Below are 25,792 nucleotides of genomic sequence, written 5' to 3'. Positions count from 1 at the left end.
GCCCGTGCTCCCCATAGAATGGACAGATGACCCTTAGCGTTGCGCTCGGACCTGACACCCAGGAGAGCACCCACACCGGAACAGTGACGTCCACGGACGTCCTTACCGCCCCGGATATCCCGTGGAATCTGGTGATCTGGAATGATCCGGTGAACCTGATGAGCTACGTGAGCTATGTCTTCCGCAGCTACTTTGGCTATTCGGAGGCCAAAGCGAACAAACTGATGCTCGAAGTCCACAAAAAAGGACGCTCCATCGTGGCGCACGGCAGCAAGGAGCAGGTGGAGCAGCACGCCGTCGCGATGCACGGCTACGGTCTCTGGGCCACCGTGGAAAAGGCCACCGGCGGCTCCGGATCAGGCGGGGGATCAGGAAAGGGGAAGGGAAAACGTGGCTAAGGCATTTAAATTCGGCGTCAAAGGCGTCACCGGCTATCTGGAACCGGCCGAACGGGAGCTTCTGCGCAGCCTCTTCGACGACGTTGTGTCCATGCTGGAGCCGGGGGAACGTGCCGACCAGGACCCCCTTGCTGCCCTTGTCGGACTGGACACCGAGGCCCGCGAACCGTCCGACCGCGCCCTGCGCCGGCTGCTCCCGAACGTTTCGAAGGACGACGACGCCGCCTCGCTGGAGTTCCGCCGGTATACCGAACGGTCGCTGCGCGAAAGCAAAATCGGCGCGCTGAAGGCCGCGTCCCTGGGACTGGACAAGGAGGAACTGGTCCTGGCCCCCGCCGATGCACGGCACTGGTCCATGGCGCTCAACGATGTCCGTCTGGTGCTCGCCGAACGCCTGGACATCCGCGACGACGAGGACGCCGGGCACGTGCACCTGATGCAGGACTGGTCCCAGGCCGAGGACGTCGAAAGCTACCTGGCCCTGGTCTACAACTTCACCACCTGGCTGCAGGAGTCCCTGGTCCAGGCCATGCTGCAGTCGCTGGAGACGCGCCGCTGACCAGCGGCGCGGGGCATCGGCACGCGGCGCGTGCCGACGCCGCGTGTGACAAATTAGACATGAGTCGGACGACACAATGTGATGGCCGCGACCTTGGCTAAGCCCTATCCTCGAATAATCATGACTTCAGCATCGAGCATGGATCCGGCAGCGCCAGCTGTTGCGGACTCCCCAGCAGGCAACAGCACCGCCAGCCAGACCGCCAGCCGGATCGGTTCGCGCCCCATCGGGGTGTTCGATTCCGGCGTCGGCGGACTCACCGTGGCCCGGTCCATCATCGACCAACTGCCCAACGAATCCATTCTCTATGTCGGCGACACCGCCAACGGCCCCTACGGGCCGCTTCCCATCGCCGAGGTCCGGGCCAACGCCCTGGGGGTAATGGATGAGCTGGTCGATTCCGGTGTGAAGCTGCTGACCATCGCGTGCAACTCGGCGTCGGCTGCGGTGTTGCGCGATGCCCGCGAACGCTACACAGCCCGTTACGGGATCCCCGTCATAGAGGTCATCCAGCCGGCCGTGCGCCGTGCCGTGGCCGCCACCCGCAGCGGCCGCGTCGGAGTCATCGGTACTTCGGCAACCATCGGCTCCCGCGCGTATGAGGACACCTTCGCTGCCGCCCCGGACCTGCACATCACCTCCGTGGCCTGCCCGGCCTTTGTGTCCTACGTCGAAGCCGGAATCACCACCGGCCCGGAGCTGCTCGCCGTAGCCCGCGAGTATCTGGAACCGCTCAGGACCGCGGGCGTGGACACAGTTGTGCTGGGCTGCACGCACTACCCGCTGCTAACCGGCGTCATTTCCTACGTGATGGGGGAGGACGTCACCCTCGTCTCAAGTGCCGAGGAGACCGCCAAGGACGTCTACCGGGCCCTGGCCTCCCGCGGACTGGAACGGACCGACAGCACGGATCCGGTGCACAGCTTTATTGCGACCGGGGACGCCGCACAGTTCGAACACCTCGCCCGCCGCTTCCTCGGACCCGAAGTGCTCAGCGTCCGCCACGTGGACCACGTCGCTGCGCAATACCCCACAGGAAGCCTGGCCAGGATCACACCGGAGATGATTGCCGCGGCGCAGGCCGGCACGAACCGTCGCCGGATCTCCAATTTCGTTGGGGGGCCGGGGCTGTGAAGCTGACCATCGTGGGCTGTACCGGTTCCTTTCCGGGGCCGGGATCGCCGGCATCGTGCTACCTGTTGACCGCCAACGACGGCGAACGGAGCTGGAAGATCGTCTTGGACCTCGGCAGTGGCGCGCTCGGGGCCATCCAGCGGTACACCGACCTGGAGGACATTGACGGGATTTTCCTCACCCACCTGCACCCGGACCACTGTATGGACCTGTGCGGACTGCACGTCGCGGTGCGGTGGAAGCCAGGCGGCTGGGGACGCGGCAGGATTCCGGTGTGGGGGCCCGCCGCCACCGCCGACCGGATGGCCACCGCCTACGGCCTGGATCTTGACCCCGGAATGCATGAGGAATTCGATTTTAGCCACTGGGCCGAGCGCAAGCCGGTGACCATGGGGCCGTTCACCGTTACCCCGTACACCGTCAACCACCCGGTCGATGAAGGCTACGCCCTCCGCGTCGAGGTCACGGAACCGGACAAGGACGGCAACCCGGTTGCCCGTGTGCTCAGCTATTCCGGTGACACCGACGCCTGCAGCGGGCTCGAGGACGCGGCCCGGGATGCCGATCTGTTCCTGTGCGAGGCGGCGTTCGAGGAAGGGCGCGACGACGCCATTAAGGACGTGCACCTGACCGGCCGACGCGCCGGGGAGGCCGCTGTTGCCGCCGGTGCCCGGCGGCTGCTGCTGACCCATATCCCGGTCTGGACGTCCCCGACCACAGTGATGGCGGAAGCCAAGCAGGTCTTCGGACAGCACGTTGCCGTTGCTGTGGCGGGCGTGCACTACACCATCTGAGCGGGACCCGCCGTGGCGGGCGCCGGGTGTGCCCGGCAGGCCCCGTGCAGGTCGATAAGCTGGAACCATGACTTCCGAAGCCTTAACTGCCCCCGTTATCCGAGCCGATGGCCGAACCCCCGACCAGCTGCGACCGATCAGCATCACCCGCGGCTGGTCCAAACAGGCCGAGGGATCGGCCCTGATCGAGTTCGGCAACACCAGGGTGCTGTGCACTGCTTCCCTTACCCAGGGTGTTCCGCGCTGGCTCAAGGGAGAAGGCCGCGGCTGGGTCACCGCGGAGTACGCCATGCTGCCGCGCGCCACCAACACCCGCTCTGACCGCGAGTCCGTCAAGGGCAAGATCGGCGGACGCACCCACGAGATTTCCCGGCTGATCGGCCGCTCGCTGCGCTCCATCATCGACACCAAGGCGCTGGGGGAGATCACGATCGTGCTGGACTGTGACGTCCTGCAGGCCGACGGCGGGACCCGGACCGCGGCCATCACCGGCGCCTACGTGGCCCTGGCGGAGGCCATCCGCTTCGCCCGCGAGAACAAAATGATCCCCCGCACTGCCCAGCCGCTGATCGACACCATCGCAGCGGTATCCGTCGGGATCATTGACGGCGTTCCAATGCTGGATCTGCCTTACGTTGAGGACGTCCGAGCCGAGACCGACATGAACGTTGTGGTGACCGGATCCGGAAAGTTCGTTGAAGTCCAGGGCACCGCCGAAGGTGCCCCGTTCGACCGCGATGAGCTGAACAAACTGCTCGACCTCGCCCTGATGGGTACCGAGCAGCTTGCCGCTATCCAGCGTGACACCCTGGCGGAGGCCCCGTGACAGCGGCTCCGGAAGGACATCACGCCGCACCGTTGCTGGTTCTCGCAACACATAACCAGGGCAAGCTCCGGGAACTGCGTGACCTCCTGCGCGGGCAGGTGCCCGGGCTCGACGTCGACACCCAGGTGGTGGATGCGGGTGCCGTCGGTGCCCCTGACGTCGCCGAGACCGGCGTAACGTTTGCGGAAAATTCGCTGCTCAAGGCACGCGCGGTGGCGCAGGCGACCGGGCTGGTGGCAATCGCCGACGACTCCGGCCTCGCCGTCGACGTCCTCGGCGGTGCTCCCGGGATCTTCTCGGCCCGCTGGGCCGGCCGGCACGGCGACGACGCCGCGAACCTGAGGCTGCTGCTCAGCCAGCTTGCCGACGTTCCCGACGAACACCGCGGTGCCGCTTTTGTCTGTGCGGCGGCACTGGCCGTTCCCGGCCTGGCCCCCGGGGACGGCCGGGAAGTCGTGGAGTTCGGGCAGTTGGAGGGCACGCTGCTGCGTGAACCCCGCGGAACCGGCGGCTTCGGCTACGACCCGGTGCTCCGGCCGCATGGCCTGGACCGCAGCTGTGCGGAACTGAGTTCGCAGGAGAAGAACGCTATCAGCCACCGGGGGCACGCGTTCAGGGCACTGCTCCCGGCCATCGTGGAGGCGCTGGCCGGGCGGTAGTGCGGTCCGCGGAAACCGGCACTTAAATAGAGGACGGCGCCCCGCACCGCCGGGCGCCGTCCTCTGCGGCCGGGGTTTCCAGAACGGCGGCTTTCCGAACTGCCTGCCGAGCGGGAATTATGGGGTCTTGCGTTCCTCTTCGGGCTCGTGTTCTTCGATGAACTCCGCAACGACGCCGGTGCCGTATTTTTCGGCCTGGCGCCTGGCGGTGAGCCCGCGGATAACCTCAATGCCGATCGGGATCACGGAGACAAGGACAATCGCGATGAAGATGATGTCCAGGTTTTCCCGGACCCACGGGACGGTGTCGCCCAGCAGGTAACCCAGGAGCGTCACGCCGCCGCCCCACAGCACGGCGCCGATGACGTTGAAGACAAAGAACTGGCGCTTGTTCATCTGGGCCACCCCAACAATCACGGGGACGAAGGTCCTGATGATCGGCACAAATCGGGCCAGGATCAAGGCCTTGCCGCCGTGCTTCTCGAAAAAGGCATGTGCGCTTTCGACATTCTCGCGCTTAAAGAGCTTCGAGTTTTCCCGGTTGAAAATCGCCGGGCCCGCCTTGGAGCCAATCAGGTAACCGGCCTGGTTGCCGATGATCGCCGCAACGATGATCAGCGCAGCGAAGGCAACGATGTTGAACTTGATGGTCCCGGTGGCCACCAGGAGCCCGGCCGTGAAGAGCATCGAGTCTCCCGGCAGGAAGAAGCCGATCAGCAGGCCGGTTTCGGCGAAGATGATGCCACACACCAGCAGGACCACCCACGGCGCAAGGGCGGGGTCGGCCAGGAAGACCTGGGGGTTCAGCCAGTCGGGCAGGAAGGAGGCAAGCCGCGGCTGCACCGGGCCCGCGCCGCCGAACGTGGACACGGCAAAGTCACTCAAAGCTAAAGGGTTCACCAGTCAAGGATACTTGACCGCCGCCGTCGTGCGCCGACGGACGGTCGGCCAGCTGGCCCGGCCGCGGTCCGGCGGCGGCGCGGCCGTCGCAGCTGGGCCACCGGCTGGTTTTGCGGCGGTAAAGTTGGGAGCGTGGGTTTGGACTTTACGGCGATCGACTTTGAGACCGCGAACGGCTTCCGAGGTTCACCGTGCGCTGTTGGCCTGAGCAAGGTCCGCGGCGGTGTAGTGGTCGAGGAGGCCTCGTGGCTGATGCGGCCGCCGGAAAACCATGACCGCTTCGACCACCACAACGTGCGGATCCACGGCATCCGGCCTGAGCAGGTCGCAGGGTTGCCGCGTTTCGGTGAACTCTTCCCGGAAATCGGCGCGTTCATCGGCGGCGACGTCCTGGCCGCCCACAATGCCGCGTTTGACCTGGGCGTGATCCGCTCCGGCCTGGAGGTCTCCGGCTTGGCGGGGCCCGCCTATGATTACGTCTGCACCGTGATGCTTTCCCGCCGCTGCTATTCCCTGGTGTCCAATTCGCTGCCGTACGCGGCCGAGGAGGCCGGTGTTCCGCTGCTCAACCACCACGACGCCGCTGAGGACGCGCGGGCGTGCGCCGGGATCCTGATTGACATCGCCGCGCGCAACGGGGCCGGCAGTGTCGCGGAGCTGTACCTGTCCCTGGGCCTGGCGGTGTCCCGCCAGGAGGCTTTCGACCCGCTGTGCGATCCGCTCTCCAAGGCCAGCCAGTCAGCCCTCGATGCCCTCGCCGCGGGACCGGCAGCCCTGGCGCCCGCGCGGCCCTACCAGCCTGGCTGGCCGGAGGAAGGCGCCAATCCACCGCCGAACGCATCCGCCGCGGCCGGCCACCCGCTGTTCGGCCAGACCGTGGTCTTCACCGGCGAACTGGCCATTCCCCGGCCCGAGGCGAAGGTCCGTTCCGCCGAGCTGGGCGCCCGGCCCGAAAGCCGGGTCACTGCCCGCACCACCTTGCTGGTGGTCGGAGACGGTTTTGTCGCCGCCGACCTTCGCTCCGGCCGGCTGACCGGAAAGGCCAGGCGGGTGCTGGAGCTGCACGCACGCGGGCAACGGATCGAGGTCCTGTCCGAGGGCGAATTCCTGCAGATGGTGGGCGGGCACGTGGCCTCCGCCGCGAGTGCCTGAGACCCGCCGGGACAGGGCCCTGGCGGTCATACTGCGCAACAAACTTTTCGTCCGGAGCGGGTGCGCTCCTAGCCTTGGACGATGAGCAAACTAACCTCGGCACCGGCCGCGCCGCCGGCACCCGCCCGGGCGTCGCGCGGCTCCGTCGACTGGCGCACGGTTTTTGCGTTTCCGAACCCGGTGAATGAATACGCAGCCCGGGTCACTGCCGCACTGGTGGTGTTGCTTTCGCTGGTTACCCTGCTGACCGGCTTCGGCTGGGGTCTGGCCGTGATTGCCGCCGGGTTCTGGCTGCGTGTCCTTTTCGGTCCGCGGATTTCACCGCTCGCCCAACTTTCCGTCCGGGTCCTGACGCCCCGGCTGGGGAAAAGCCGATTGGTCCCCGGCCCGCCGAAGCGTTTCGCCCAGGGCATCGGTGCGGTCCTGTCCACGGCTGCGGCACTCCTGCTCGCCGCCGGACTTGCACCGGCGGCGTGGATCCTGCTGGCGCTCCTGATTATTGCGGCGTCCCTGGAAGCGTTTGCCGGTTACTGCCTGGGCTGCGCCGTTTTCGGCTTCCTGCAGCGCCGCGGCCTGATTCCCGAGGACGTGTGCGAGGCCTGCAACAACATTTCGCTCCGCCGGGCCTAACGCAGGTGGTCCGTGCGGACCGCAGCCGGGGCCCGGTCAGGGGCCGGTGACAGCGGCCAGCCTGGTCGCCATGCCGCGGATGACCTCCGGAGCCTCCAGTGCCTCAAGCCACTGCGCGGGAAGGCAATCCTCGCCGTAGAACGCCCCCAGGATATTGCCGGCAATCGATGCGGTGGAGTCGCTGTCCCCGCTGTGGTTAACCGCGACGGCGATTGCCGTGCGGAAGTGCTCCGCCGGGCTTCCGGCAGGCGACGTCGGATCCGGTTCGGTGGCGAGCACCGCGTACAGCGCAATGGCAAGTGCTTCCTCTGCCACCCGGCCCGCACCAAGAGTCCGGACCAGCTCCTCCGGCTCCAGCCGTGCACGGGCGGTGCCAAGCCGCAGTGCGGTGCCAAGCCGGGCCATAACGTCGGGATCAACCTGTTCGTCCTTGCGCAGCGGGCTGTTCGCAAAGAGTCCGAGGGCGTCTTCGGCTGCCTCGCGCAGGCTCCGGCCGGAGACCAGCGCATGGATAACAAGGCTGAAGATGCCGGCGCTCTGCCGCGCCGCGGGGTGCCCATGGGTCAGCGAGGCTGCGTCGGCGCTGAGCTTGTAGACGTCGCCGGCGGCAATGTAGGGGATCAAACCGAACGGGGCCGAGCGCATCACCGTGCCGCAACCCTTGGACTCCGGGTTGACGGGACGGAAATACGTTCCCATTTCTCCCGTCGCGAGTCCGCTCAGGCAGGCATCGTTGGGGGAGCGCCGCTGTTTGAGGACGGCGTGGGTATCGATCCATCGCGGCGGCTGGAACGGGGCGGCTTCCGGAACCGGCACTCCCTGGCTGGCGAGCCAGCGCAGGTAGGCGAGCCACAGGCAGGCGTTTGTGTCCGCGCCCACACCGGAGTTGGCCCACTCCAGCGCTTCCAGCAGCCCGTCCACGGTGTACAGCGTGAGTTGCGTGTCGTCGGAAAAGTGGCTGACCCCGTCGAGTGCCGCAAACCCGCGCAGCCCCTCCGCCCCGAATTTTCCGCGGATGGTGGAGATGTCGTCGGATTCGACGGCGTACCCGAGTGAATCACCCAGCGCGCCGCCCAGCAGGCAGCCGTGGATCCGGGATGCGTGCGACGGGGCGGGTTCTGGTGCTGGGGTCGTTGCGGGCTCGGTACTCATGAGCAAGAATTTTACCCGGTTGCGGGGCCGGGCCGCGGCGCTGCCATAGATTCGCCGCCACCAGAGCGGCTGCGCCCTTGCGGGGAGAACCGCGGGTGGCTACGGTCGGGATAAACGCTTTATCGGTGTCCGTGCCGGCGTGCCAGCACGGACGGTTGCAGCTACGGGAGGCCGAAATGGCTCTAGACCAGATGAGCGCCGTTGCGGTTGGCACGCCGCCGGTGCCCAGCGGCAAGGGACGCATTGTCGTCAACTGGATCACCTCGACTGACCATAAGACCATCGGGTACATGTACCTGATTGCCTCTTTTGTGTTCTTTTGCTTCGGCGGTGTGATGGCGCTGTTGATCCGTGCCGAGCTGTTCGAACCGGGTATGCAGATCCTGCAGACCAAGGAGCAGTACAACCAGCTCTTCACGATGCACGGCACGGTGATGCTGCTGATGTTCGCGACGCCGCTGTTCGCGGGCTTCGCGAACGTGATTATGCCGCTGCAGATCGGTGCCCCCGACGTCGCCTTCCCGCGGCTGAACGCGCTGGCCTTCTGGTTTTTCCTCTTCGGCTCCACTATCGCCGTGTCCGGGTTCATCACTCCGCAGGGTGCGGCGTCGTTTGGCTGGTTTGCTTATGCGCCGTTGTCCAACACGACCTTCAGCCCCGGTGTGGGCGGTGACCTCTGGGTCTTTGGCCTGGCGCTGTCCGGTTTCGGTACCATCCTTGGCGCGGTGAACTTCATCACCACGGTTATTTGCATGCGTGCCCCGGGTATGACCATGTGGCGGATGCCGATTTTCACCTGGAACATCCTGGTGACGGCGATCCTGGTGCTGATGGCGTTCCCGCCGCTGGCCGCGGCGTTGTTCGCGCTCGGTGCTGACCGCCGCTTCGGGGCGCATATTTTTGATCCGGAGAACGGCGGCGCGGTCCTCTGGCAGCACCTGTTCTGGTTCTTCGGCCACCCCGAGGTTTACATCATTGCCCTGCCGTTCTTCGGCATCGTCACGGAGATTTTCCCGGTCTTCAGCCGCAAGCCGATCTTCGGCTACAAGGGCCTGGTCTATGCAACGATTTCCATTGCCGCGCTGTCCGTGACCGTGTGGGCGCACCACATGTACGTGACCGGCTCGGTGCTGCTGCCGTTCTTCTCATTTATGACCATGTTGATTGCCGTTCCGACCGGGGTGAAGTTCTTCAACTGGATCGGCACCATGTGGCGGGGATCGATTACCTTTGAGACGCCGATGTTGTGGAGCCTGGGCTTCCTGGCGACCTTCCTGTTCGGCGGCCTGACCGGCATCATCCTGGCTTCGCCGCCGCTGGACTTCCATGTCTCCGATTCCTACTTTGTGGTGGCTCACTTCCACTACGTGGTCTTCGGCACCGTGGTGTTCGCGATGTTCGCCGGGTTCTATTTCTGGTGGCCGAAGTTCACCGGGAAGATGCTCAACGAACGCCTCGGCAAGATCCATTTTTGGATGCTGTTCCTGGGCTTCCACGGCACCTTCCTGATCCAGCACTGGCTCGGCGTGGAGGGTATGCCGCGCCGCTATGCGGACTACATGCCGCAGGATAACTTCACCTGGATGAACCAGTTCTCCACCTACTCCTCGTTCCTGCTTGGCGCGTCGCTGATCCCGTTCTTCTGGAACGTCTACATCACCTGGCGCAGCAACGAACGCGTCGAAGTGGACGATCCGTGGGGCTTTGGCGCCTCTCTGGAGTGGGCCACCTCCTGCCCGCCGCCGCGGCACAACTTCACCTCGTTGCCGCGGATCCGCTCCGAGCGACCGGCCCTGGACCTCCACCACCCGGAGGTGAGCGCCCGCGTGCACGACGCTTCGCGTAGTCCGGCCGCTGCCACGCTGGGGGCAGCAGACCTGGGCGAGAGGGACCCGCGGTCCCCTGATCCCAGCGACTGAAGTCTGAACCCGTTGCACATTCCCGGTTGGGGGCGCGGGCTTTGGCAGCGCCGGGTCCGGGTCCAGCGAACATCCAGACTCCGCTGACAGACTGCTCGCTGGCCCCAAACAAAGGAATTCCCCACCATGATCACGCCTGCCCCAGCCCGCGAGTCGACTGACCGGACAGCCGCCACGACGGACACTTCGCCGCAGCCCCGGTTGCTGGGCCGACTGTCCGGCGAGGCTCTCGGGACGTTTTTTGTGGTGATCGCCGGCCTGGGCGTTCCCTTGTTCACGATCCCGCAGTCGAACCCGCTGTCGGCTCCGCTCGCCGCGGGACTGGCAGTTACAGCAGCGATGCTCGCGTTCGGATACCTCTCCGGCGGTCATTTTAATCCTGCCGTGACGGCGGGGAACGCCTTTGCCGGCCGGCTGCGGCCCGCTGACGCGGCGGCCTACATCGGCGCGCAATTGGTGGGCGCACTGCTGGCCGGGGTGACCCTCTTTGGCCTCCTGCGCACCGTCCCGAACATCGCCGACGCCAGAACGGCTTTCGACACGGTGAACGCCGGCTTCGGTGATCGGTCCGTCATCCAGGTCCCGATGGCGGGAGTGCTGCTCATTGAGGTGATCGGCGCCGCGCTGCTGGTCGCCGTCTACCTGGGCACCACCTCGCGGCGGAACCCCTCCCGGCTGGCGGCGCCCTTCGCCGTCGGCCTGACCACTGCGGTGCTCCTGCAGTTTGGCCAGGCGCCCGGTAACTCCCCCTTTAACCCGGCACGTGCCACCGCTTCCGCGCTCTTCAGCAGCCCGGATGCGCTCGGACAGCTGTGGCTGTTCTGGGTCGCCCCGCTGGTAGGTGCGGCCGTGGCGGGGCTCGCGGTCCGCGGCTTCGCGCAGCTGACGTTGGGCGCGTTGCCGGTTTCGGCTGGCGAGGCCGAGGAAGCCGACGAAGCTGACGAAGCTGAGGACCTGGGCGAGGCCGACGAAGCCGAGGAAGCCGACGACCTGGGCGAATCCGACGACTTGGGCGCACCGGACCCGGCTGAGGCACAGGTCCGGCTGGCTGCCGGTGGCGCGGCCGCCGGCAGCGACGAAGCGCGTGCTTTCTTCGACGGCGAACGCGGCAAGTAATCGGGTGCCGGAGCGGTGGCGCAATCCTGTCGGTGGGAGCCGATACCGTAGGAGTATGCGGTTATTGCACACCTCGGACTGGCATTTGGGCCGGTCATTCCACGGCGTCGGGATGCTGGATGCCCAGCGCGCGTTCATCGATCAGCTGGTCAGCTGCGTCCGTGATGAGGCGGTCGACGTCGTCCTCATCGCCGGCGACGTCTATGACCGTGCCCTGCCGGGGGTCGACGTCGTCCGCCTGCTCGACGACGCCCTGGTGGCCCTGACCGGTGCCGGTGCCCAGGTGGTCCTGACCAGCGGCAACCACGACTCGGCCATCCGGCTCGGCTTCGCGTCCCGGCTGCTGGAACGCGGGGGAGTGCACCTGCGCACCAGGCTCTCCGAGTTGGAGCAGCCAGTGCTGTTCCCGCTCGACGACGAAGCCGATGCCGTTGACGGCACCGGAGCCGTGCTCGCCATCTACGGTATCCCCTGGCTGGAGCCACGGCTGGTGGCCGAACAGCTCGGCGTCGGGACCGCGAGCCACTTCGAGGTAACCCGGGCGGCCACGGACCTGATCCGTGCCGATCTCGCGGCCCGGAGCGCCGGCCGAACGGTCCACTCCGTGGTGCTGGCGCATACCTTCGCCAGCGGCGGGATCAGTTCCGAGAGTGAACGGGACCTGAGCATTGGTGGTGTGGGTGCTGTGCCGCTGGACCTCTTCGACGGTTTTGGCTACACAGCGCTCGGCCACCTGCACGGGCGGCAGGAGCTCTCGCCCACCGTCCGCTACTCCGGCTCCCCGCTCGCCTATTCGTTCTCCGAAGCAAAGCACCGCAAAGGCAGCTGGCTCGTGGACGTCGACGCTGACGGCATCGGCGCGGTCCGGGAGGTGCTCTGGACAGCTCCGCGTACGCTGGCCGTGCTGCGCGGGAAATTGGCGGAGCTGCTCGTGTCGGAGGAACACGCCTGGGCCGAGTCTGCCTATTGCCAGATCACCCTGACCGACGCACAGCGCCCGGCGCAGGCCATGGAAAGGCTGCGCACGCGCTTCCCGGACACACTGGTGCTGGGGTTCGACCCGGAGGGTGCCGGTGCCGCCGCGAAGAGCAGTTACAGCAGCCGGCTCGCCGGCGCTACCGACGACCTTGCCGTCTGCTGCAGTTTCCTGGAGCACGTCCGGGGCCGCGGCGCCGACGACGGCGAGGCAGCTGTCCTGGCCCAAGCCCTGGAAGCCGTGCGCCTGGAAGGAATTTCACGGTGAGAATCCATCGCCTTGAGATCTCCGCCTTCGGACCCTTCGCCGGCACCGAACACATCGATTTTGACCGCCTGAGCGCCCATGGCCTGTTCCTGCTCAACGGTCCCACCGGAGCGGGGAAGACAAGCGTTCTGGACGCCATCTGCTTCGCCCTTTATGGGTCAGTGCCCGGGGCGCGGCAGGACGGCAAGCGGCTGCGGAGCGACCATGCCGAGGCCACCGCGGAGCCCCGGGTCACCTGTGAGTTCTCCGCCAGCGGCAGGCACTTCGAGGTCTCCCGCTCGCCGGCCTGGCAGAAGCCCAGCGCCCGGGGTAGGAGCGGCTTCACGGTGCAGCAGGCCAATACGCTGCTCCGGGAACGCGTTGACGGTGGATGGCTTGAAAAATCCGGCCGGAACGACGAAGCCGGCGCCGAGATCGCAGCGGTCCTCGGCATGAACCGGGAGCAGTTCACCCGTGTTGTAATGCTGCCGCAGGGCGACTTCGCGGCCTTCCTGCGGTCCAAGGCTGCCGACCGCCTGGAGCTGCTGCAGAGCCTCTTTGGTACCCAGCGTTTTGAGGCTGTTGAACAGGAGCTGGGCCGGAACGCGCAGGCAGCCCGCAGCGAGGTCGCCGGTCTCAATGGCCGGCTTGAGCTCCTGCTCGCGCAGGCGGAGGCTGAAACGGCAACGCTGGAACGCGACGGGGAGGCCGCTCCGGACCGCGCTGACACGGACTCGTTCCTGCCCTGGCTCCAGGCTCGTGCAGCCGGTGCCGCGGAACAACACCGTGCGGCAGCCCTGGCGGCCGACCGGCAGCGTGCTGAGCGACTGGCCGCCAGGGACGCCGCGGCAACACGGGATGCCCGCCAGTCCAGGCTGGCCGTTGCCCGCCGCCGGCAATCCGCGGCTGAGGCCGCGGCCCCCGCCATCGCAGCCAAGAGCAGACAGCTGGACCTGCATCGGCTGGCCGAAGTACTCGGCGGGCAACTGCAGGCGGTCGACGGTGCCGCCAGGGCCGAGGAAGATGCAAGGGCAGCGATGGCGGCGGCAGGACACGATCTGCGGACCGCGGCGCTTACCGACGACGAACTTGCCGCGTTAGAGACTGCGGCCGCGGACAGCGCCGCTAATGCTGACAGTTCCGCCTTCGACAGCGCTGCCTTCGATGGCGCTGCGCTGCGGCCTGCCCTGGCCGGATTGCGTACCCTGCGCGCCGTGCTCGAGGAGCGGCTGCCCGAGGAATCGAGCCTCGCCGGGCTCCGGAGCCGCGCCGCGCGGCTTGGCCTGGAGTTGGCCGGGCAGGAAGACAAGCGGGCATCAGGTGATGCTGCCCTGGCCGCCCTGGAGGCGGAGTCCATTGCCCTTCTCGCTTCAATGCATCCGCTCGAAGAACTCGCCGCCGAGGTGCAGTTGCGGTCCAAAGAAGCAGCGGCGGCCGAAGAACTGCTGGTCCTGGTCCGGCGGTACGCCCGGGCGGAGACCAGCTGCGAAGCCGTCGCGCAACGCCACGGCGTGGCCCGGGAAAGCTACCAGGACCTGCGCCAGGGCTGGCTCGATCTGCGTGAGGAACGGCTGGCCAATGCTGCCGCGGAACTGGCCTCCCAGCTGCTGCCCGGTCTCCCGTGCCTGGTGTGCGGCAGCCCCGAGCACCCGGCGCCCGCCCCGGCAGCGGCTTCGGCCCTGACGGTGGCCGAGGCCGAAGAGACCGCCCAGCGCGCCTGCGAGGCCGCGGAAGGCGCACTCGCGAGCCTCGAACGCGAACTCGCGGAGGCCCAGCAGGACGTTGCCGTGCTGGCGGCGCAGGGCGCCAATACCGCCCCTGACGTCGCCGCCCTCGACGCCGCCCTGGCCAGGGAACGTGCCGCGGAAGCGCAGCGCGCTGCGGCGGAGCTTGCCGCCAACCGCACCCGGCACGCCGAACTCGAGGAGGAGAGCGCCGCAGGCCAGCAGGCCCGAACGGCTGTGGACTCCAGCATTGCCCGGATCGGCTCCACCCTGGCCGAAGTCCAGGAACAGTCCGATGCCCTGGAACTGGCGCTCGACAAACTCAGGGCAGGACACCCGGTCCTGGCAGCCCGCATCACAGCCGTGGACGGTGCAACGGCCGTGCTGGAACGCGCCGAGGAAGCGCGGAACCTGCTGGAACAGGCCAGCGGCCGGTCCGCGGAGGCCCGTCGGCAGTTGGAGCTGGCCCTTCCCGGCACCGGTTTCGCATCCGCCGAGGCGGCCCGCGGCGCCCTGCTGCCGGCCGCGGCTGCGGCAGCCCTGGAAGCGGACGTCCGTGCCGGACTAGATGAAGCTGTCCGGATTGAGGAACTTTTTGCCAGCGAGGACCTGGTGCTGGCGGCGCACGAGCTGGCAACGGAGGGCCCGCTTGCCGCGGAGCTGGTGGAACGGCTCAGCGCAGAAGCCGCCACGGCTGAGCGCGCCGCCAGGGACGCGGAACTCGAGGCCGGCCTCGCGGAAAAATCCGTACGCACCCTCGACACTATCGCCGACACCTATGTGCAACTCGCGGCGGCAGGTCAGGAACCGCGGGAACGGGCAGCACTGCTGACGGCGGTCGCGGACGCGGCACGCGGCGGGGGAGACAACAACTACCGGATGAGCCTGAACAGCTATGTCCTCGCGGCACGGCTCGAACAGGTGGCTCTCGCCGCCTCGGAACGACTTGTCGCAATGAGCGATGGCCGCTACACCCTGCAGCACACCGACGCGAAGGCGGCCCGGGGGCAGAAATCCGGGCTCGGCCTGGAAGTGGTGGACCAGTGGACCGGGCAGCGCCGCGACACCGCAACGCTCTCGGGAGGGGAATCCTTTATGGCCTCTCTGGCCCTGGCCCTCGGCCTCGCGGACGTGGTGCAGCAGGAATCCGGCGGTGTCGACATCGAGACGCTTTTTGTGGACGAAGGCTTCGGCAGCCTCGACGAACAAGCACTCGAGCAAGTTATGGACGCGCTGGAGGGGCTCCGGGACGGCGGCCGGGTGGTCGGTCTGGTGAGCCACGTGGCCGAAATGAAGCAGCGCATCAGCACCCAGCTGCAGGTAGTCAAGGGGCGCAGCGGTTCCACCGTGCACATCTCCGATGACGGCCAGCCCTGACACGCATCTGACACCCCGGAGCCGCCGCGGCTGCCGGGCCTGTGCAGGCGTCGAACGATGCGGCTAGAATCGTACTGTTACCGGGTCGCGCGCATCGGGAGGAGGGACGATGCGCACCATTGAACGAACCCGGAATCATGACCCACTTCCCTCCCTCCCAAGCGCCCGCTTCGACGGCGCCGCAGCTCCCTGACACCACGGCGGCCTCCCTCTCGGGCCCGGCCGCACCTTCCCGCCCGCCCGCCCCGCCGGGGCCGGGCTCCTCGGCGCCTGCACCGCGCACCGCCGGACGATACGCCCGGTTGCCGCTGTTGGCAGGGCGGAGCTTCATCCCGGTCGGACTCTTCGCCAGGCTCCCGCTTGCGATGCTCACTGTCGGAACCCTCACCCTGGTCACCGCCGTCACCGGCTCCTACGCCGTCGGCGGCGTGTCGGCCGGCGCTGTAGGCATCGGCTCGGCTCTCGGGGCCCCGGTCCTCGGCGCGCTGGCGGACCGGCGGGGCCAACGGCCGGTGTTGCTCTTCGCCGCGGTCTTCAACACCGTCGCGGTTATCGCCTTGATCATTTCCGCCTACCTGATCCCCGGCGGACAGGACCTGGGTGCCGCCGTCCCCGTCCTGGCGGCCGCATTTGTGGCCGGCATCAGCAGCCCCCAAGTGGGGCCGCTGGCCCGGGTCCGATGGATGGCATTGACCTCCCGCGGCGGACGCGACGCCAATCCGGCGGATCTGGACACCGCGCTGTCCTACGAAGGCACCGCTGACGAACTTACATTTGTCCTGGGCCCGGCGCTTGTGGGTATCCTGGCGAGCCTGATCGCACCCTGGCTGCCGCTGGCCCTGGCCGCTGCCCTGACCATTACCCTCGTCCCGGCCTTTGCGGTCCACGATACGCACCGTGCGGTGGTCCGGACACCGGCGCGCACCACGGCATCGACCGCCCTTGCAAAGCAGTTGCGGGCGTCGCTTAGCGCCGGCGAGCGGGCAGGCGCCGTTGGCGCCGTCGCGCTCCCCGTGCTGGCCATGGTCTGTATGGGCACGTTCTTCGGATCCACCCAGACGGCGCTGAGTTCGTTCTCCGCCAGCTTCGCCACCGCAGAGCTGGCGGGCCTGCTGTATGCGGTGATGGGTCTGAGTTCGGCAGCGGCGGCGTTGTCGGTGGCGTACTGGTCCCAGCGGTTCACAGCCAACGCCCGGTGGCTGGTCTGCGCAGCCCTGATGGCTTCACTGGCGCTGCTTCTGTTGCTGCCTGCGGCCATTTTTCCCATGATCGTGGTGCTGCTGGTCCTGGGGCTGCCGGTGGGCCCGCTGATGGTCACAGTCTTCGCGATCGGCGGAATCGTCGCCCCGGCCGGAAAGCTGGGAACGGTCATGACCGCCCTGGCCAGCGGTATTGTTGCCGGCACCGCGATCGGTTCGTCCATCGCCGGGCAGTTGGCGCAGCACCAGGGCTACGCCACAGCATTTGTGGTGCCCGTCTGCGCGGCCGCGGCGCTGTTCCTGCTGGGAGCGGCAGGCGCCGTTGTGCTGCAACGCCGGAAGCCAAGCACGCCGGCTCCCTGAAGTTACACTGGCGCCGGTCCCCGCTCCGGGCACCCCTAACACTCCCGAAGAACCATTGGTGCTAGCGCAACGGCGGGTGGACGATCCTCACCCGCCAAGCTGGGCCTCGATGCGCCCGGCGCTGGCGGCCAGGGCCGCGGCGACTTCCGCAGGGTCCTGGGCCGCTCGGATGTAGACGACGGCGAGAGCCGCGGGCCGGCCGCCCGGAACCCGAACGGGGACGGCCATGGAGGAGACGCCGGCGAGGACCTCGTCGTGACTGGCAGAATAGCCGCGGCCGCGCGCCTCGGCCGCTTCGGCCCGGTACGGGATGCCGGGCGCGGCGGCGGCCCACTCCTCTTCCGATAAGGCCGACTGGATTGCGATTCCGGGGGCCCCGGCGCTGATCGGATGCCGGGTGCCCGGATGCTGCACGACGGTTGCCCCGGTATGCCGGGGATCGACGGTGACCAGGGTGACGCATTCCTCGCGGTCCCAGACGGCGACGAAAGCGCTCATCGTCAGCGCATTCGCGAGCTGGGTCAGCTCGGGCAAGGCCGCCGTCTGCAGGTTCCGGGACACGCCCCGGGCCAGAACGGCGAGGCCCGGTCCCGGCTGGACCCGTCCGCCGTCGTCGCGCACCAGCAGCGAGTGGTCCTCCAGGGTGCGCAGGATGCGGTACGCGACGGAGCGGTGCACTCCCAACTCGCCGGCGAGTTCGGCGATGGTCAGCGGGTGCTGGGCATCAGCCAGGATTTCCAGGGCGCGGATGCCGCGGGACAGCGTTTGGGACGGGGATGCCTGGGCGCTGCCGGCGGTCGGGGTCATACATCCATCCTAGGCGCGGGCGCGGGTGAAGCAGGGAAGCGACGTGTGGCCCTTGTGCTCTGAATCACGGTAGTCTAGCGTTCGATATGTGAATATCGAGTTCCATTATAGAACAACCTAGGTGGAATCAGGATCACGGCGCACTATGCTGCACCACACCGGCACCAGCCAGACGTCAATGTTGGGGCCGGCAAAGCTTTTTTGCATAAACGTGCGCTCTGTCACATATTTCATAGTAAGATCTAAATACTTACTGACCGTTCGATCAGTAAATCTTGAGGCATTGACTTGTTTTCATCGCACCCACCCGGGCAGCATCCCTGCCCCCAACTACGGAGTTTCAATGACCGCAACTTCAAGTGTCGATTCAGAGGCGGGTCCCAGCAGCAAGCATGAGGAACGCAAAGTCCTCGCGGGCACGCTGGTCGGGACCACCATCGAGTGGTATGACTTTTTCATCTTCGCCCAGCTGACAGCAACGCTGCTGTCGCCGCTGTTCCTGGCACCGTTGAACGCCTCGAACCCGGGACTGGCCCAGATCCTGTCCTTTGCCCTCATTGGCATCAGTTTTCTGTTCCGACCGCTCGGCGCCATTGTCGCCGGTCATCTGGGAGACCGGCTCGGCCGCAAGGCCATGCTGGTCTTCACGCTCGTGATGATGGGTGCGGCGACGGCGCTGATCGGCATGCTTCCCACCTACGCCCAGATCGGCGTCTGGGCTCCGATCCTGCTGATCCTGTTGCGCGTCATCCAGGGCTTCTCCGCCGGCGGCGAATGGGGCGGTGCCGCACTGATGGCCGTCGAGCATGCACCGATGAGCAAGCGCGGCCTCTTTGGCGCCTACCCGCAGATCGGCGTCCCGGTCGGCATGATCCTGGCCACCGGCCTGCTGTACTTCCTCAATACGTCCATGTCCAAGGAGGATTTCGCGTCCTGGGGTTGGCGGGTTCCGTTCCTGCTCTCCATCGTCCTGATCGTGGTCGGCTACCTGATCCGTCGCGCCGTCGCCGAGAGCCCCGTATTCAAGGAAATGTCGGCCCGCAAGGAAGAGAGCAAGGCCCCGCTGGGAGAGCTTATCCGTAAGCATAAAAAGGCCGTCCTCTACTCGACGATGATCTTCATCGGCAACAATGCCGCCGGCTACCTGCTGATTGCATTCTTTATCTCCTACGCCACCAAGTCCCTGAAGATGCCCACCCCGCAGATTCTGCTTGCCACCACGCTGGCTTCCTTTGGCTGGCTGATTTTCACCCTGGTTGGCGGCTGGCTGTCGGACAAGATCGGCAGGGTCAAGACCTTCCTGACCGGCTACGCAATCGTCTTCGCCTGGATGATCCCGATGTTTGCGCTCATCGACACCAAGAACATCGTGCTCTACGGCGTGGCGCTGTTTGTCCTGACCATCGGCCTGGGTCTGTCCTACGGTCCGATGTCGGCCATGTACGCCGAGATGTTCCCGGCGAACGTGCGCTACTCGGGTATCTCGATCGGTTACGCCTTCGGTGCCATCCTGGGCGGTGCATTTGCGGCCACCATCGCGGAGGCGCTGTTGCAGGGCACCAAGTGGACCGGTTCCATCGGTATCTACATCATGGTTCTCTGCGTGATTTCCGCGGTAGGCGTCATTCTTGCCGGGGAGACGAAGGGCCGTCCGCTCGGTGTCGCCCCCCATGTGCCGGCAGAATCGGTCCGGCACTAGCAGGCAACGCAGCACCGGAGGGACACGGGCCGCCTGTGCGCTGCTCCTGAACGTTGGACCGAGGCGTCGGTTCCGACGGCCAGGGGCAGTTCACGGTCCCGTGTCCCTTGACTTTAACCCAGGGCGCGTTCACTCAGTGCCCATCGGGAAAGCCCGGCCACGTCCGGAGAAGACGGATGACCGGCGCCCATCTGCTCCGGCGGCAGTTCCATCCATCCCTTGATGGTCAAACCGCTGCAGCCGGGCCGAGGGGCGGGCAGGCTGCGCGGTGTACGCGGGGGGACGGACGGGGGGATCCTGTGGCCGGAGCTTTTTAGGGTGCGGACGTGACCCGGCGGGAGAGCGTCGATTCGCGCTCCGTGGTCCGTGCGCCGTGCCGGCCGGCTGCTGGAAAGGCTGCAGCGCGAGCTTTTGGCCAACGCTGACGCGCTGCCCGTTCCGGCCCGGATCAAAGCGAACCGCCTGGCCGCCGCAACCCCGGGTTCCAGCATGGACCTTGCGACCGCGAAAAAATCCGCCCAAAGCCGGCAGGCGGGGCCGATGTCGGGGCCAAAAAGCGGCCGGAGCGGCAGTGTGAGGACCAGCGTCAATCGGCTACTGGCCCGCCGGAGCCACCGCGGAGTCGGTTCGCGCCCCTCGCGGGCGTTTGGCGGGCCCGGATGCGACCCCGCCGTGCATTCAGACGCCCAGGAAGCTGACGGCACCCTGTTTGAAGGCGCGGCTGGTGATGGCGTTGGTGTGGTTCCGCCCCGGCAGGACCAACTGTTCGACCATGGCCCCGGCCCTCGCACCCAGGGCGGCGAGTTCCGGCATGGAGGCGGCGCGCTCGTCCTTTTCCCCGGCCACCAGCAGCATCGGCATGTGCGGGACGGCCTCGGCGGGATTGAACGGCTCAGCCTTGATGGCTTCCACCAGGGACAGCAACGAAAAGATGTTGTTGCCCGGGAGCATCTGGGCCATCTTCAGCAGCCCGGCGGTGGACGGATCGGCGATCGGAGTGCCGTCGGCCAGGTAGCGCTGGGCGGCTGCCAGGTCAAAGTCAGCCAGCGGATCAGAAACATTGGGTCCGCCCAGGACCAGCCGGTGCACCAGTTCGTGCTGGGTGGCGCCGAATTCCCAGGCGAGCCGAGAGCCGAGGGAGTAGCCAATCACGTCCAGTCCGCTGCTCGGGTCCCCGTCGCGCAGCGGCCGGGCGCCGGCGTCGGACGCGATCTGCAACAGGTCCGCCCGGATCCTGCTGGGCGCATACGAGTCCCTGTCCTCGGGGGCGCCGCTGCGGCCGTGGCCGGGCAGATCCACAACGATCACGCGGCGGCCGGCCGCCAGCAATGCGGTCAGCCAGCCGGTGTCCTCCCAGTTGAGCCTGCCCGAGGAGGAGAAGCCGTGCAGCAGCAGCACCGGCCGCAGCCCGGCGTCGGAGTCCGGCTCGTGCACCCCAACATAGAGCTGGGGGTCGGTGCCCTCCACGGTGTGGGAATGCTGCTCGCCGGTGTGCCTGCCGCTCATGGTCTCAGTCCTCATCAAGTACGGCGCTCAGGCGTACCCGGCGCTTCGGTGCCTCGTCCTTCGGGACCGTGCCCACGATGCCGGCGGTGTTGTCCGGCACCTCAAACACAATCAGGGGCTCGCCGACGTTGATTTTGTCGCCCGGCCCGCCGTGGATACGCACTACCTTACCCGCCTGCGGGCTGGGCAATTCAACGGCCGACTTGGTGGTTTCGACCTCCACGAGGGGCTGGTTCCGCTCCACCTGATCGCCCGGGGAGACCAGCCATTCCAGCACGGTGGCCTCGATCAGGCCTTCGCCGAGATCAGGCAGCGGGAAGGAAATTTCAGCCACGTTTGTACTCCAATACTCGCTGGATCCCAAAGAGGATCCGGTCAATGTTCGGGATGTATTCATCCTCCAGGTCGCCGGAGGGGTAAGGGACGTCAAAGCCGGTGACGCGTTCCACCGGCGCCTTCAGCGTGTCGAAGCAGCCCTGTGTGATCAGCTGCGCCACCTCGGCACCCAGCCCGGAGGTCAGCGGCGCTTCGTGGACGACGACGGCGCGGCGGGTCTTGCGCACTGAGACGGCCAGTGCGGCGGCGTCGATCGGTTTGAGCCAGCGGAGGTCCAGGACTTCGACGTCGATCCCGTCCTCGGCGGCAAGTTCGGCCACCTGCAGGCAGCGGGCCACCATGGCGCCCCAGGCGACGAGGGTGAGGTGGCGGCCCTCGCGCATCACCTTGGCCCCGGTGGGGGAGCCCCCGGCCGGATCGTGGCTGGCGGTGTCCACCTCGCCCTTTTGCCAGTAGCGGGACTTCGGTTCCATAAAGATCACCGGGTCCGGCCGCGTGGCGGCGTATTTGAGCAGGTGGTAGGCCTCGTGTGGGTTTGAGGGCGAGACCACTTTCAGGCCCGGTACATGGGCGAAAAGCGCCTCCAGGCTTTCGCCGTGGTGTTCGGGGGCCCGGATGCCGCCGAAGCTGGGCACCCGCAGGGTAATGGGCATCGGCATGGTGCCGCGGCTGCGGTAGTTCATCCTGGCCATCTGGCAGACGATCTGGTTGATCGCAGGGTAGGCAAAGCCGTCGAACTGGACTTCGGGGATGGGATGGAACCCCGCCATCGCCAGGCCCACGGACATACCAAGAATGCCGGATTCCGCCAGCGGGGTGTCAAAAACGCGCTGCTCGCCGTGTTTGGCCTGCAGTCCGTCCGTGATCCGGAAGACGCCGCCGAGCCGGCCGCAGTCCTCGCCGAAGATCAGGGCCTTCGGGTTTTCCGCGAGAACCTCATCGAGGGCGCGGTTCAGGGCCTGCTGCATGGACATCACGGTGGTGGTTACCGGACCATTCACGGCAGCTTCGGTTGTGAGCATCGAGTTAGACATGTTCGGACTCCTCGCGCCAGTTGGTGGCCTGACCCTGCAGGACAGGGGTGGTTTCCTGGAAAACCAGGTCAAACATTTCGGTGCCGGGGCGGGAGTCGAGTCCCTGGATTCCGGTGCGGATGAGTTCTTCTTCGGCTTTGGCTGCCGCGAGGGCCTCGGCGAAGAAGGCTTCGTCGGCGATGCCCTCGGCGAGCAGCCGCTGCCGGAAACGCTCCAGCGGATCGGCGCCGGCGCCGTCGCGCTCCTCGTCGAGGGAGCGGTAGCGTCCCGGATCGTCGGAGGTCGAGTGCGGTCCGCGCCGGTAGGTCATTGCCTCGATGAGCACCGGACCATTGCCGGCCCGGGCGTGCGCGAACGCGCGCCGGGTTGCCTCGACGACGGCGACCACATCATCGCCGTCGATCTGCAGCGCCGGCATTCCGTAGCCGGCGGCGCGGGCGGCGACGGAGCCGCCGGCCACCTGGCGTTCGGTGGGGACCGAGATCGCCCAGCCGTTGTTCTGGACGAAGAACACCACTGGGGCCTTCATGACTGCGGCGAAGTTCAAAGCCTCATGGACGTCGCCCTGGGAGGATGCGCCGTCACCGAAGTACGTCAGGGCGACGCCGAGCTTGCCGTCGGCGGCGCCGGCCAGCGTCTGGCCGTGGGCCCAGCCCACCGCGTGCAGCACCGAGCCGGCCACGACAGCCTGGATCGGTGCGAGCCGGGACTTGACGGGGTCGTAAAGACCACCGTGCCAGCTGGCTTTGTGGGTCGCCATATACGCCACCATGTCCACGCCCATGGTGCGGGCCACCCCCATCTCGCGGTAGGTGGGGAACACGAAGTCCCGGGTGGTGTCAACGGCGTAGCCGCTGCCCACCTGGGCGGCCTCCTGGCCGAGCTCGGGCGCGTAGCCGGGGATGATGCCCTGGCGCTGCCAGGCGATCGCCGACGCGTCGAGGTGGCGGACGGCCACCATCAGCGAATAGAGCTCGCGGAGCTGGGCGGGAGTGAGCGGGTCGGCGGCATCGCCGGCAGCCACGGGAAGAGTGTCCATGGCTGTGACCCTAGTCACCGCGTCGTCACTAGGCAATCAGCCGCCGAATCACTAGCCAGACTGCACAGGAATGCCGGCTAAACCGCCGTCGAGCCTGTCAGTTTGTACATCTCACGGCGCCGGCCTCCCAGCCCAACTGACTCGCAGCTGAGGTCGTTCTGAGCCGCCAAAACGGCCTCAGCTGCGAGCTACTTGGGCACGTTCTGACGGTTGCGGGTCAGCCGGGCACCGATCCAGCAGGCCGCGGCAATGCCGGCGACCAGGGCGATGGTGCTGACGAGTTGCCTGCTGCTCTCCGGGCTGCTGAAGCCGACAGCGAAGATCAGGGCCAGCAGCACCAGGCCGAAGATGGTCAGCCCCGGGAAGCCCCTCATCCGCAGCGGCAGTTCGGTGCCCTCGCGGTCGGCCCGGCGGCGCAGGATCAGCTGGGACACAAGAGCGGAGCCCCAGACCATCAGGCAGGTCGAGCCGACCAGCTGGAAGAGCGCCGGCAGGATCTGCTCCGGAAAGAGCAGCTCCAGCACGGTGGCCAGGAAGCCGAAAGCCACGGAGACGCCGACGGCGAGCACGGGAACCCGCGCCTTATTGACCTTCGACAGGAAACGGGGAGCCTCGCCGCGTTCGGAGAGTGAGAAGACCATCCGGGAGGCGCCATAGAGGTTCGCGTTCAGCGCCGATAGCAGGGCGACGACGGCCACCAGGGTAATCGCGGCGCCGGCGCCGGGAATGCCCGCGGTGTCCAGGACGCCGGCGAACGGCGACGCCAGGGCATCCGAGGTGTAGGGCAGGACCGCCGCGATGACGAACACGGAGCCGATGTAAAAAACCAGGATCCGCCAGACGACGGTGCGGATTGCCTGGGCCACGCTGTGCCGCGGGTTCTCGGTCTCGGCGGCGGCCACACTGACAATCTCGGTACCGCCGAAAGCGAAGATCACAACAAAGAGCGCGGTGGCAATGCCGCCGAAGCCCGTGGGGGCGAAATTGGCGGTGAAGTTGGTCAGTCCGGGGGAGGGGACGTCGGGCAGCAGGCCTAGCAGCAGGGCGGCGCCAATGCCCAGGAACAGCAGGATGGCGGTCACCTTGAGAATGGCGAACCAGAACTCAAACTCGCCGAAGTTCTTCACCCCGGCGAGATTGATCGCCGTGAACATCACCATAAAGACCAGCGACAGGGCCCAGACCGGGATTACCGGCCACACCGTGAACAGCAGGGCGGCGGCGCCGAGGGCCTCGGCGGCGATGACGACCACCAGTTGCAGCCACCAGAGCCAGCCCACGGTGGCTCCGGCGGTCCGGCCCATGGCCTTGGCGGCGTAGACGGAAAAAGCACCGCTGTTGGGGTTGGCGGCGGCCATTTCCCCGAGGGCCCACATCACCAGGATGATCAGGGTTCCAGCGACCAGGTAGGAAATCAGGACGGCGGGTCCGGCGGCCTGGACGCCGGCCCCCGAGCCAAGGAAAAGGCCGGCGCCAATGGCGCTGCCGAGTCCCATCATGGTCAGTTGGCGTGGCTTCATGCTGTGGCCGAGTTTCAGGCCGGGGCGCTCTGCGGTGGACTTCATTGTCATGCTGGCGAACCTTTGTGTGGTGTGGATCTGAACGTCCTTGTGGGACCTATTGAATTTACCGCGGCGGGGCAGGGCCGGAGTCCGCCAGCCGTGAGAGCATAGTTACAGTTTGCTCGCCTGAATCGGATTTACTGCAACGATTTGTGCTTCAAAAGACTCATTCTGGAGGAATGTTCGATGGACGTTGATCCCCTGGACGCCAAGATTGTCCGATTCTTCACCGATTCGCCCAGGGCCTCGGTGCTGGAAGCCTCCCGTGTGCTTAGGGTTGCCCGCGCCACCGTGCAGTCCCGGCTGGACCGGATGCAGGACAGTGGTGTCATCGGCTCGTGGGTGCCGCAGCCGGATCCGGCCCGCTTCGGGTTTCCGGTGGTGGCCTTCTGCTCCCTGACCATCAACCAGGACCTGGGGCACGATGCGGTGGTCGAGGCCCTCGCGGCGATTCCGGAGCTGATCGAGATCCACACCGTGTCCGGCAGTTCCGACCTGATGGCCCGGATCGCGGCACGCTCCAACCCGGACCTGCAGCGTGTGCTGGACGCCATGATCGCGACCCGGACCGTGCTGCGCTCATCCTCGGTCATCGTGCTCAACACTCACTTCCAGGGCCGCACACTTCCGCTGCTGGAGGCGTCCGCCGCGGGGCGCTGAGCCGCGCCCCTCCGTCCCTGCCCGG

Annotated in this window: 23 protein-coding genes; 15 read left to right on the top strand and 8 right to left on the bottom strand. The window is 67.1% G+C overall.

Annotated features, from left to right (window positions below):
* The first annotated feature begins 26 nt into the window (after window positions 1-26).
* The 6 genes from clpS (at window position 27) to rdgB (ending at window position 4,370) form a co-directional block, all read left to right on the top strand.
* Entirely contained in the window at window positions 27-398 is a 372-nt protein-coding gene (clpS, locus tag QI450_RS10515) for an ATP-dependent Clp protease adapter ClpS (RefSeq protein ID WP_226774479.1), read from the top strand.
* Window positions 391-957 carry a DUF2017 domain-containing protein gene (locus QI450_RS10510; protein ID WP_226774480.1) on the top strand — a complete coding sequence of 189 codons (567 nt, stop codon included), beginning with the start codon at window positions 391-393 and terminating at the stop codon, window positions 955-957. The genes clpS and QI450_RS10510 overlap by 8 nt, the downstream gene beginning before the upstream one ends.
* Window positions 958-1,038: 81 nt before the next feature.
* Complete coding sequence (gene murI / locus QI450_RS10505) at window positions 1,039-2,091, top strand: glutamate racemase (RefSeq protein ID WP_226774481.1); 1,053 nt, start codon at window positions 1,039-1,041, stop codon at window positions 2,089-2,091.
* Window positions 2,088-2,885 (top strand): MBL fold metallo-hydrolase, encoded by a 798-nt coding sequence (locus tag QI450_RS10500; protein ID WP_226774482.1) that lies wholly within the window; start codon window positions 2,088-2,090, stop codon window positions 2,883-2,885. Before murI ends, QI450_RS10500 begins: the two co-directional genes overlap by 4 nt.
* Window positions 2,886-2,952: 67 nt before the next feature.
* Entirely contained in the window at window positions 2,953-3,711 is a 759-nt protein-coding gene (rph, locus tag QI450_RS10495) for a ribonuclease PH (protein WP_256446768.1), read from the top strand.
* A complete protein-coding gene (gene rdgB, locus QI450_RS10490; RefSeq protein ID WP_226774483.1) occupies window positions 3,708-4,370 on the top strand; it encodes an RdgB/HAM1 family non-canonical purine NTP pyrophosphatase in 663 nt (220 codons plus the stop codon). The genes rph and rdgB overlap by 4 nt, the downstream gene beginning before the upstream one ends.
* A gap of 117 nt (window positions 4,371-4,487) precedes the next feature.
* On the opposite strand, the gene QI450_RS10485 is transcribed toward rdgB, so the two are convergent.
* Complete coding sequence (locus QI450_RS10485) at window positions 4,488-5,255, bottom strand: VTT domain-containing protein (protein WP_226774494.1); 768 nt, start codon at window positions 5,253-5,255, stop codon at window positions 4,488-4,490.
* A 147-nt stretch (window positions 5,256-5,402) separates the two neighbouring features.
* On the opposite strand from QI450_RS10485, the gene QI450_RS10480 reads away from it, so the two are divergent.
* Together QI450_RS10480 and QI450_RS10475 are read left to right on the top strand one after the other, a co-directional pair.
* Window positions 5,403-6,422: an exonuclease domain-containing protein gene (locus tag QI450_RS10480; protein ID WP_226774484.1), complete on the top strand. Its 1,020-nt coding sequence runs from the start codon at window positions 5,403-5,405 to the stop codon at window positions 6,420-6,422.
* An 81-nt stretch (window positions 6,423-6,503) separates the two neighbouring features.
* On the top strand, window positions 6,504-7,052 hold the full coding sequence (locus QI450_RS10475) for a DUF4395 domain-containing protein (protein ID WP_226774485.1): 549 nt from the start codon (window positions 6,504-6,506) through the stop codon (window positions 7,050-7,052).
* A gap of 36 nt (window positions 7,053-7,088) precedes the next feature.
* On the opposite strand, the gene QI450_RS10470 is transcribed toward QI450_RS10475, so the two are convergent.
* Window positions 7,089-8,204: an ADP-ribosylglycohydrolase family protein gene (locus QI450_RS10470; protein WP_226774486.1), complete on the bottom strand. Its 1,116-nt coding sequence runs from the start codon at window positions 8,202-8,204 to the stop codon at window positions 7,089-7,091.
* A gap of 176 nt (window positions 8,205-8,380) precedes the next feature.
* Between QI450_RS10470 and ctaD the strand changes: the two genes are divergently transcribed.
* The 5 genes from ctaD to QI450_RS10445 all read left to right on the top strand — a co-directional run bounded on the left by ctaD (window position 8,381) and on the right by QI450_RS10445 (window position 17,124).
* Entirely contained in the window at window positions 8,381-10,123 is a 1,743-nt protein-coding gene (gene ctaD / locus QI450_RS10465; protein WP_282468005.1) for a cytochrome c oxidase subunit I, read from the top strand.
* Between the two features lie 126 nt (window positions 10,124-10,249).
* Window positions 10,250-11,239, top strand: coding sequence for an aquaporin (locus tag QI450_RS10460; protein ID WP_226774598.1), 990 nt, complete (start codon window positions 10,250-10,252; stop codon window positions 11,237-11,239).
* Window positions 11,240-11,294: 55 nt separating this feature from the next.
* Window positions 11,295-12,482 (top strand): exonuclease SbcCD subunit D, encoded by a 1,188-nt coding sequence (locus QI450_RS10455; RefSeq protein WP_226774597.1) that lies wholly within the window; start codon window positions 11,295-11,297, stop codon window positions 12,480-12,482.
* Window positions 12,479-15,562 (top strand): SMC family ATPase, encoded by a 3,084-nt coding sequence (locus tag QI450_RS10450; RefSeq protein ID WP_226774596.1) that lies wholly within the window; start codon window positions 12,479-12,481, stop codon window positions 15,560-15,562. Before QI450_RS10455 ends, QI450_RS10450 begins: the two co-directional genes overlap by 4 nt.
* 137 nt (window positions 15,563-15,699) lie before the next feature.
* The gene (locus QI450_RS10445; RefSeq protein WP_282360401.1) at window positions 15,700-17,124 is read left to right on the top strand and encodes an MFS transporter; all 1,425 of its coding nucleotides are present in this window, start codon (window positions 15,700-15,702) and stop codon (window positions 17,122-17,124) included.
* Between the two features lie 87 nt (window positions 17,125-17,211).
* On the opposite strand, the gene QI450_RS10440 is transcribed toward QI450_RS10445, so the two are convergent.
* Window positions 17,212-17,931, bottom strand: coding sequence for a helix-turn-helix domain-containing protein (locus QI450_RS10440; RefSeq protein WP_226773335.1), 720 nt, complete (start codon window positions 17,929-17,931; stop codon window positions 17,212-17,214).
* Between the two features lie 343 nt (window positions 17,932-18,274).
* Here QI450_RS10440 and QI450_RS10435 point away from each other — a divergent pair, with 343 nt between their 5' ends.
* Entirely contained in the window at window positions 18,275-19,630 is a 1,356-nt protein-coding gene (locus QI450_RS10435; RefSeq protein ID WP_226773336.1) for an MFS transporter, read from the top strand.
* A gap of 678 nt (window positions 19,631-20,308) precedes the next feature.
* Here QI450_RS10435 and QI450_RS10430 read toward each other — a convergent pair.
* The 5 genes from QI450_RS10430 to QI450_RS10410 all read right to left on the bottom strand — a co-directional run bounded on the left by QI450_RS10430 (window position 20,309) and on the right by QI450_RS10410 (window position 25,116).
* Window positions 20,309-21,136 carry an alpha/beta fold hydrolase gene (locus QI450_RS10430; RefSeq protein WP_226774824.1) on the bottom strand — a complete coding sequence of 276 codons (828 nt, stop codon included), beginning with the start codon at window positions 21,134-21,136 and terminating at the stop codon, window positions 20,309-20,311.
* Window positions 21,137-21,140: 4 nt separating this feature from the next.
* The gene (locus tag QI450_RS10425; RefSeq protein WP_226774823.1) at window positions 21,141-21,470 is read right to left on the bottom strand and encodes a biotin/lipoyl-containing protein; all 330 of its coding nucleotides are present in this window, start codon (window positions 21,468-21,470) and stop codon (window positions 21,141-21,143) included.
* Entirely contained in the window at window positions 21,463-22,506 is a 1,044-nt protein-coding gene (locus QI450_RS10420) for an alpha-ketoacid dehydrogenase subunit beta (protein ID WP_226774822.1), read from the bottom strand. The genes QI450_RS10425 and QI450_RS10420 overlap by 8 nt, the downstream gene beginning before the upstream one ends.
* The gene (locus tag QI450_RS10415; RefSeq protein WP_226774821.1) at window positions 22,499-23,545 is read right to left on the bottom strand and encodes a thiamine pyrophosphate-dependent enzyme; all 1,047 of its coding nucleotides are present in this window, start codon (window positions 23,543-23,545) and stop codon (window positions 22,499-22,501) included. The genes QI450_RS10420 and QI450_RS10415 overlap by 8 nt, the downstream gene beginning before the upstream one ends.
* Before the next feature lie 188 nt (window positions 23,546-23,733).
* Window positions 23,734-25,116, bottom strand: coding sequence for an amino acid permease (locus tag QI450_RS10410; protein WP_226774820.1), 1,383 nt, complete (start codon window positions 25,114-25,116; stop codon window positions 23,734-23,736).
* Between the two features lie 177 nt (window positions 25,117-25,293).
* Here QI450_RS10410 and QI450_RS10405 point away from each other — a divergent pair, with 177 nt between their 5' ends.
* The gene (locus tag QI450_RS10405; protein ID WP_226774819.1) at window positions 25,294-25,767 is read left to right on the top strand and encodes an Lrp/AsnC family transcriptional regulator; all 474 of its coding nucleotides are present in this window, start codon (window positions 25,294-25,296) and stop codon (window positions 25,765-25,767) included.
* Window positions 25,768-25,792: the final 25 nt, after the last annotated feature.

This window comes from Arthrobacter sp. EM1 (assembly GCF_029964055.1).
Taxonomy (GTDB): Bacteria; Actinomycetota; Actinomycetes; order Actinomycetales; family Micrococcaceae; genus Arthrobacter.
Note: the sequence above shows the minus strand (reverse complement) of the source record. Positions and strands in the feature narration are given on the sequence as shown.

Coding starts and splice junctions, on each gene's coding strand:
- clpS (WP_226774479.1), top strand. CDS start 27: ATGACCCTTAGCGTTGCGCTCGGACCTGACACCCAGGAGAGCACCCAC.
- murI (WP_226774481.1), top strand. CDS start 1,039: ATGGCCGCGACCTTGGCTAAGCCCTATCCTCGAATAATCATGACTTCA.
- rph (WP_256446768.1), top strand. CDS start 2,953: ATGACTTCCGAAGCCTTAACTGCCCCCGTTATCCGAGCCGATGGCCGA.
- QI450_RS10475 (WP_226774485.1), top strand. CDS start 6,504: ATGAGCAAACTAACCTCGGCACCGGCCGCGCCGCCGGCACCCGCCCGG.
- QI450_RS10470 (WP_226774486.1), bottom strand. CDS start 8,204: ATGAGTACCGAGCCCGCAACGACCCCAGCACCAGAACCCGCCCCGTCG.
- ctaD (WP_282468005.1), top strand. CDS start 8,381: ATGGCTCTAGACCAGATGAGCGCCGTTGCGGTTGGCACGCCGCCGGTG.
- QI450_RS10460 (WP_226774598.1), top strand. CDS start 10,250: ATGATCACGCCTGCCCCAGCCCGCGAGTCGACTGACCGGACAGCCGCC.
- QI450_RS10455 (WP_226774597.1), top strand. CDS start 11,295: ATGCGGTTATTGCACACCTCGGACTGGCATTTGGGCCGGTCATTCCAC.
- QI450_RS10445 (WP_282360401.1), top strand. CDS start 15,700: ATGACCCACTTCCCTCCCTCCCAAGCGCCCGCTTCGACGGCGCCGCAG.
- QI450_RS10440 (WP_226773335.1), bottom strand. CDS start 17,931: ATGACCCCGACCGCCGGCAGCGCCCAGGCATCCCCGTCCCAAACGCTG.
- QI450_RS10435 (WP_226773336.1), top strand. CDS start 18,275: ATGACCGCAACTTCAAGTGTCGATTCAGAGGCGGGTCCCAGCAGCAAG.
- QI450_RS10430 (WP_226774824.1), bottom strand. CDS start 21,136: ATGAGCGGCAGGCACACCGGCGAGCAGCATTCCCACACCGTGGAGGGC.
- QI450_RS10420 (WP_226774822.1), bottom strand. CDS start 22,506: ATGTCTAACTCGATGCTCACAACCGAAGCTGCCGTGAATGGTCCGGTA.
- QI450_RS10415 (WP_226774821.1), bottom strand. CDS start 23,545: ATGGACACTCTTCCCGTGGCTGCCGGCGATGCCGCCGACCCGCTCACT.
- QI450_RS10410 (WP_226774820.1), bottom strand. CDS start 25,116: ATGACAATGAAGTCCACCGCAGAGCGCCCCGGCCTGAAACTCGGCCAC.
- QI450_RS10405 (WP_226774819.1), top strand. CDS start 25,294: ATGGACGTTGATCCCCTGGACGCCAAGATTGTCCGATTCTTCACCGAT.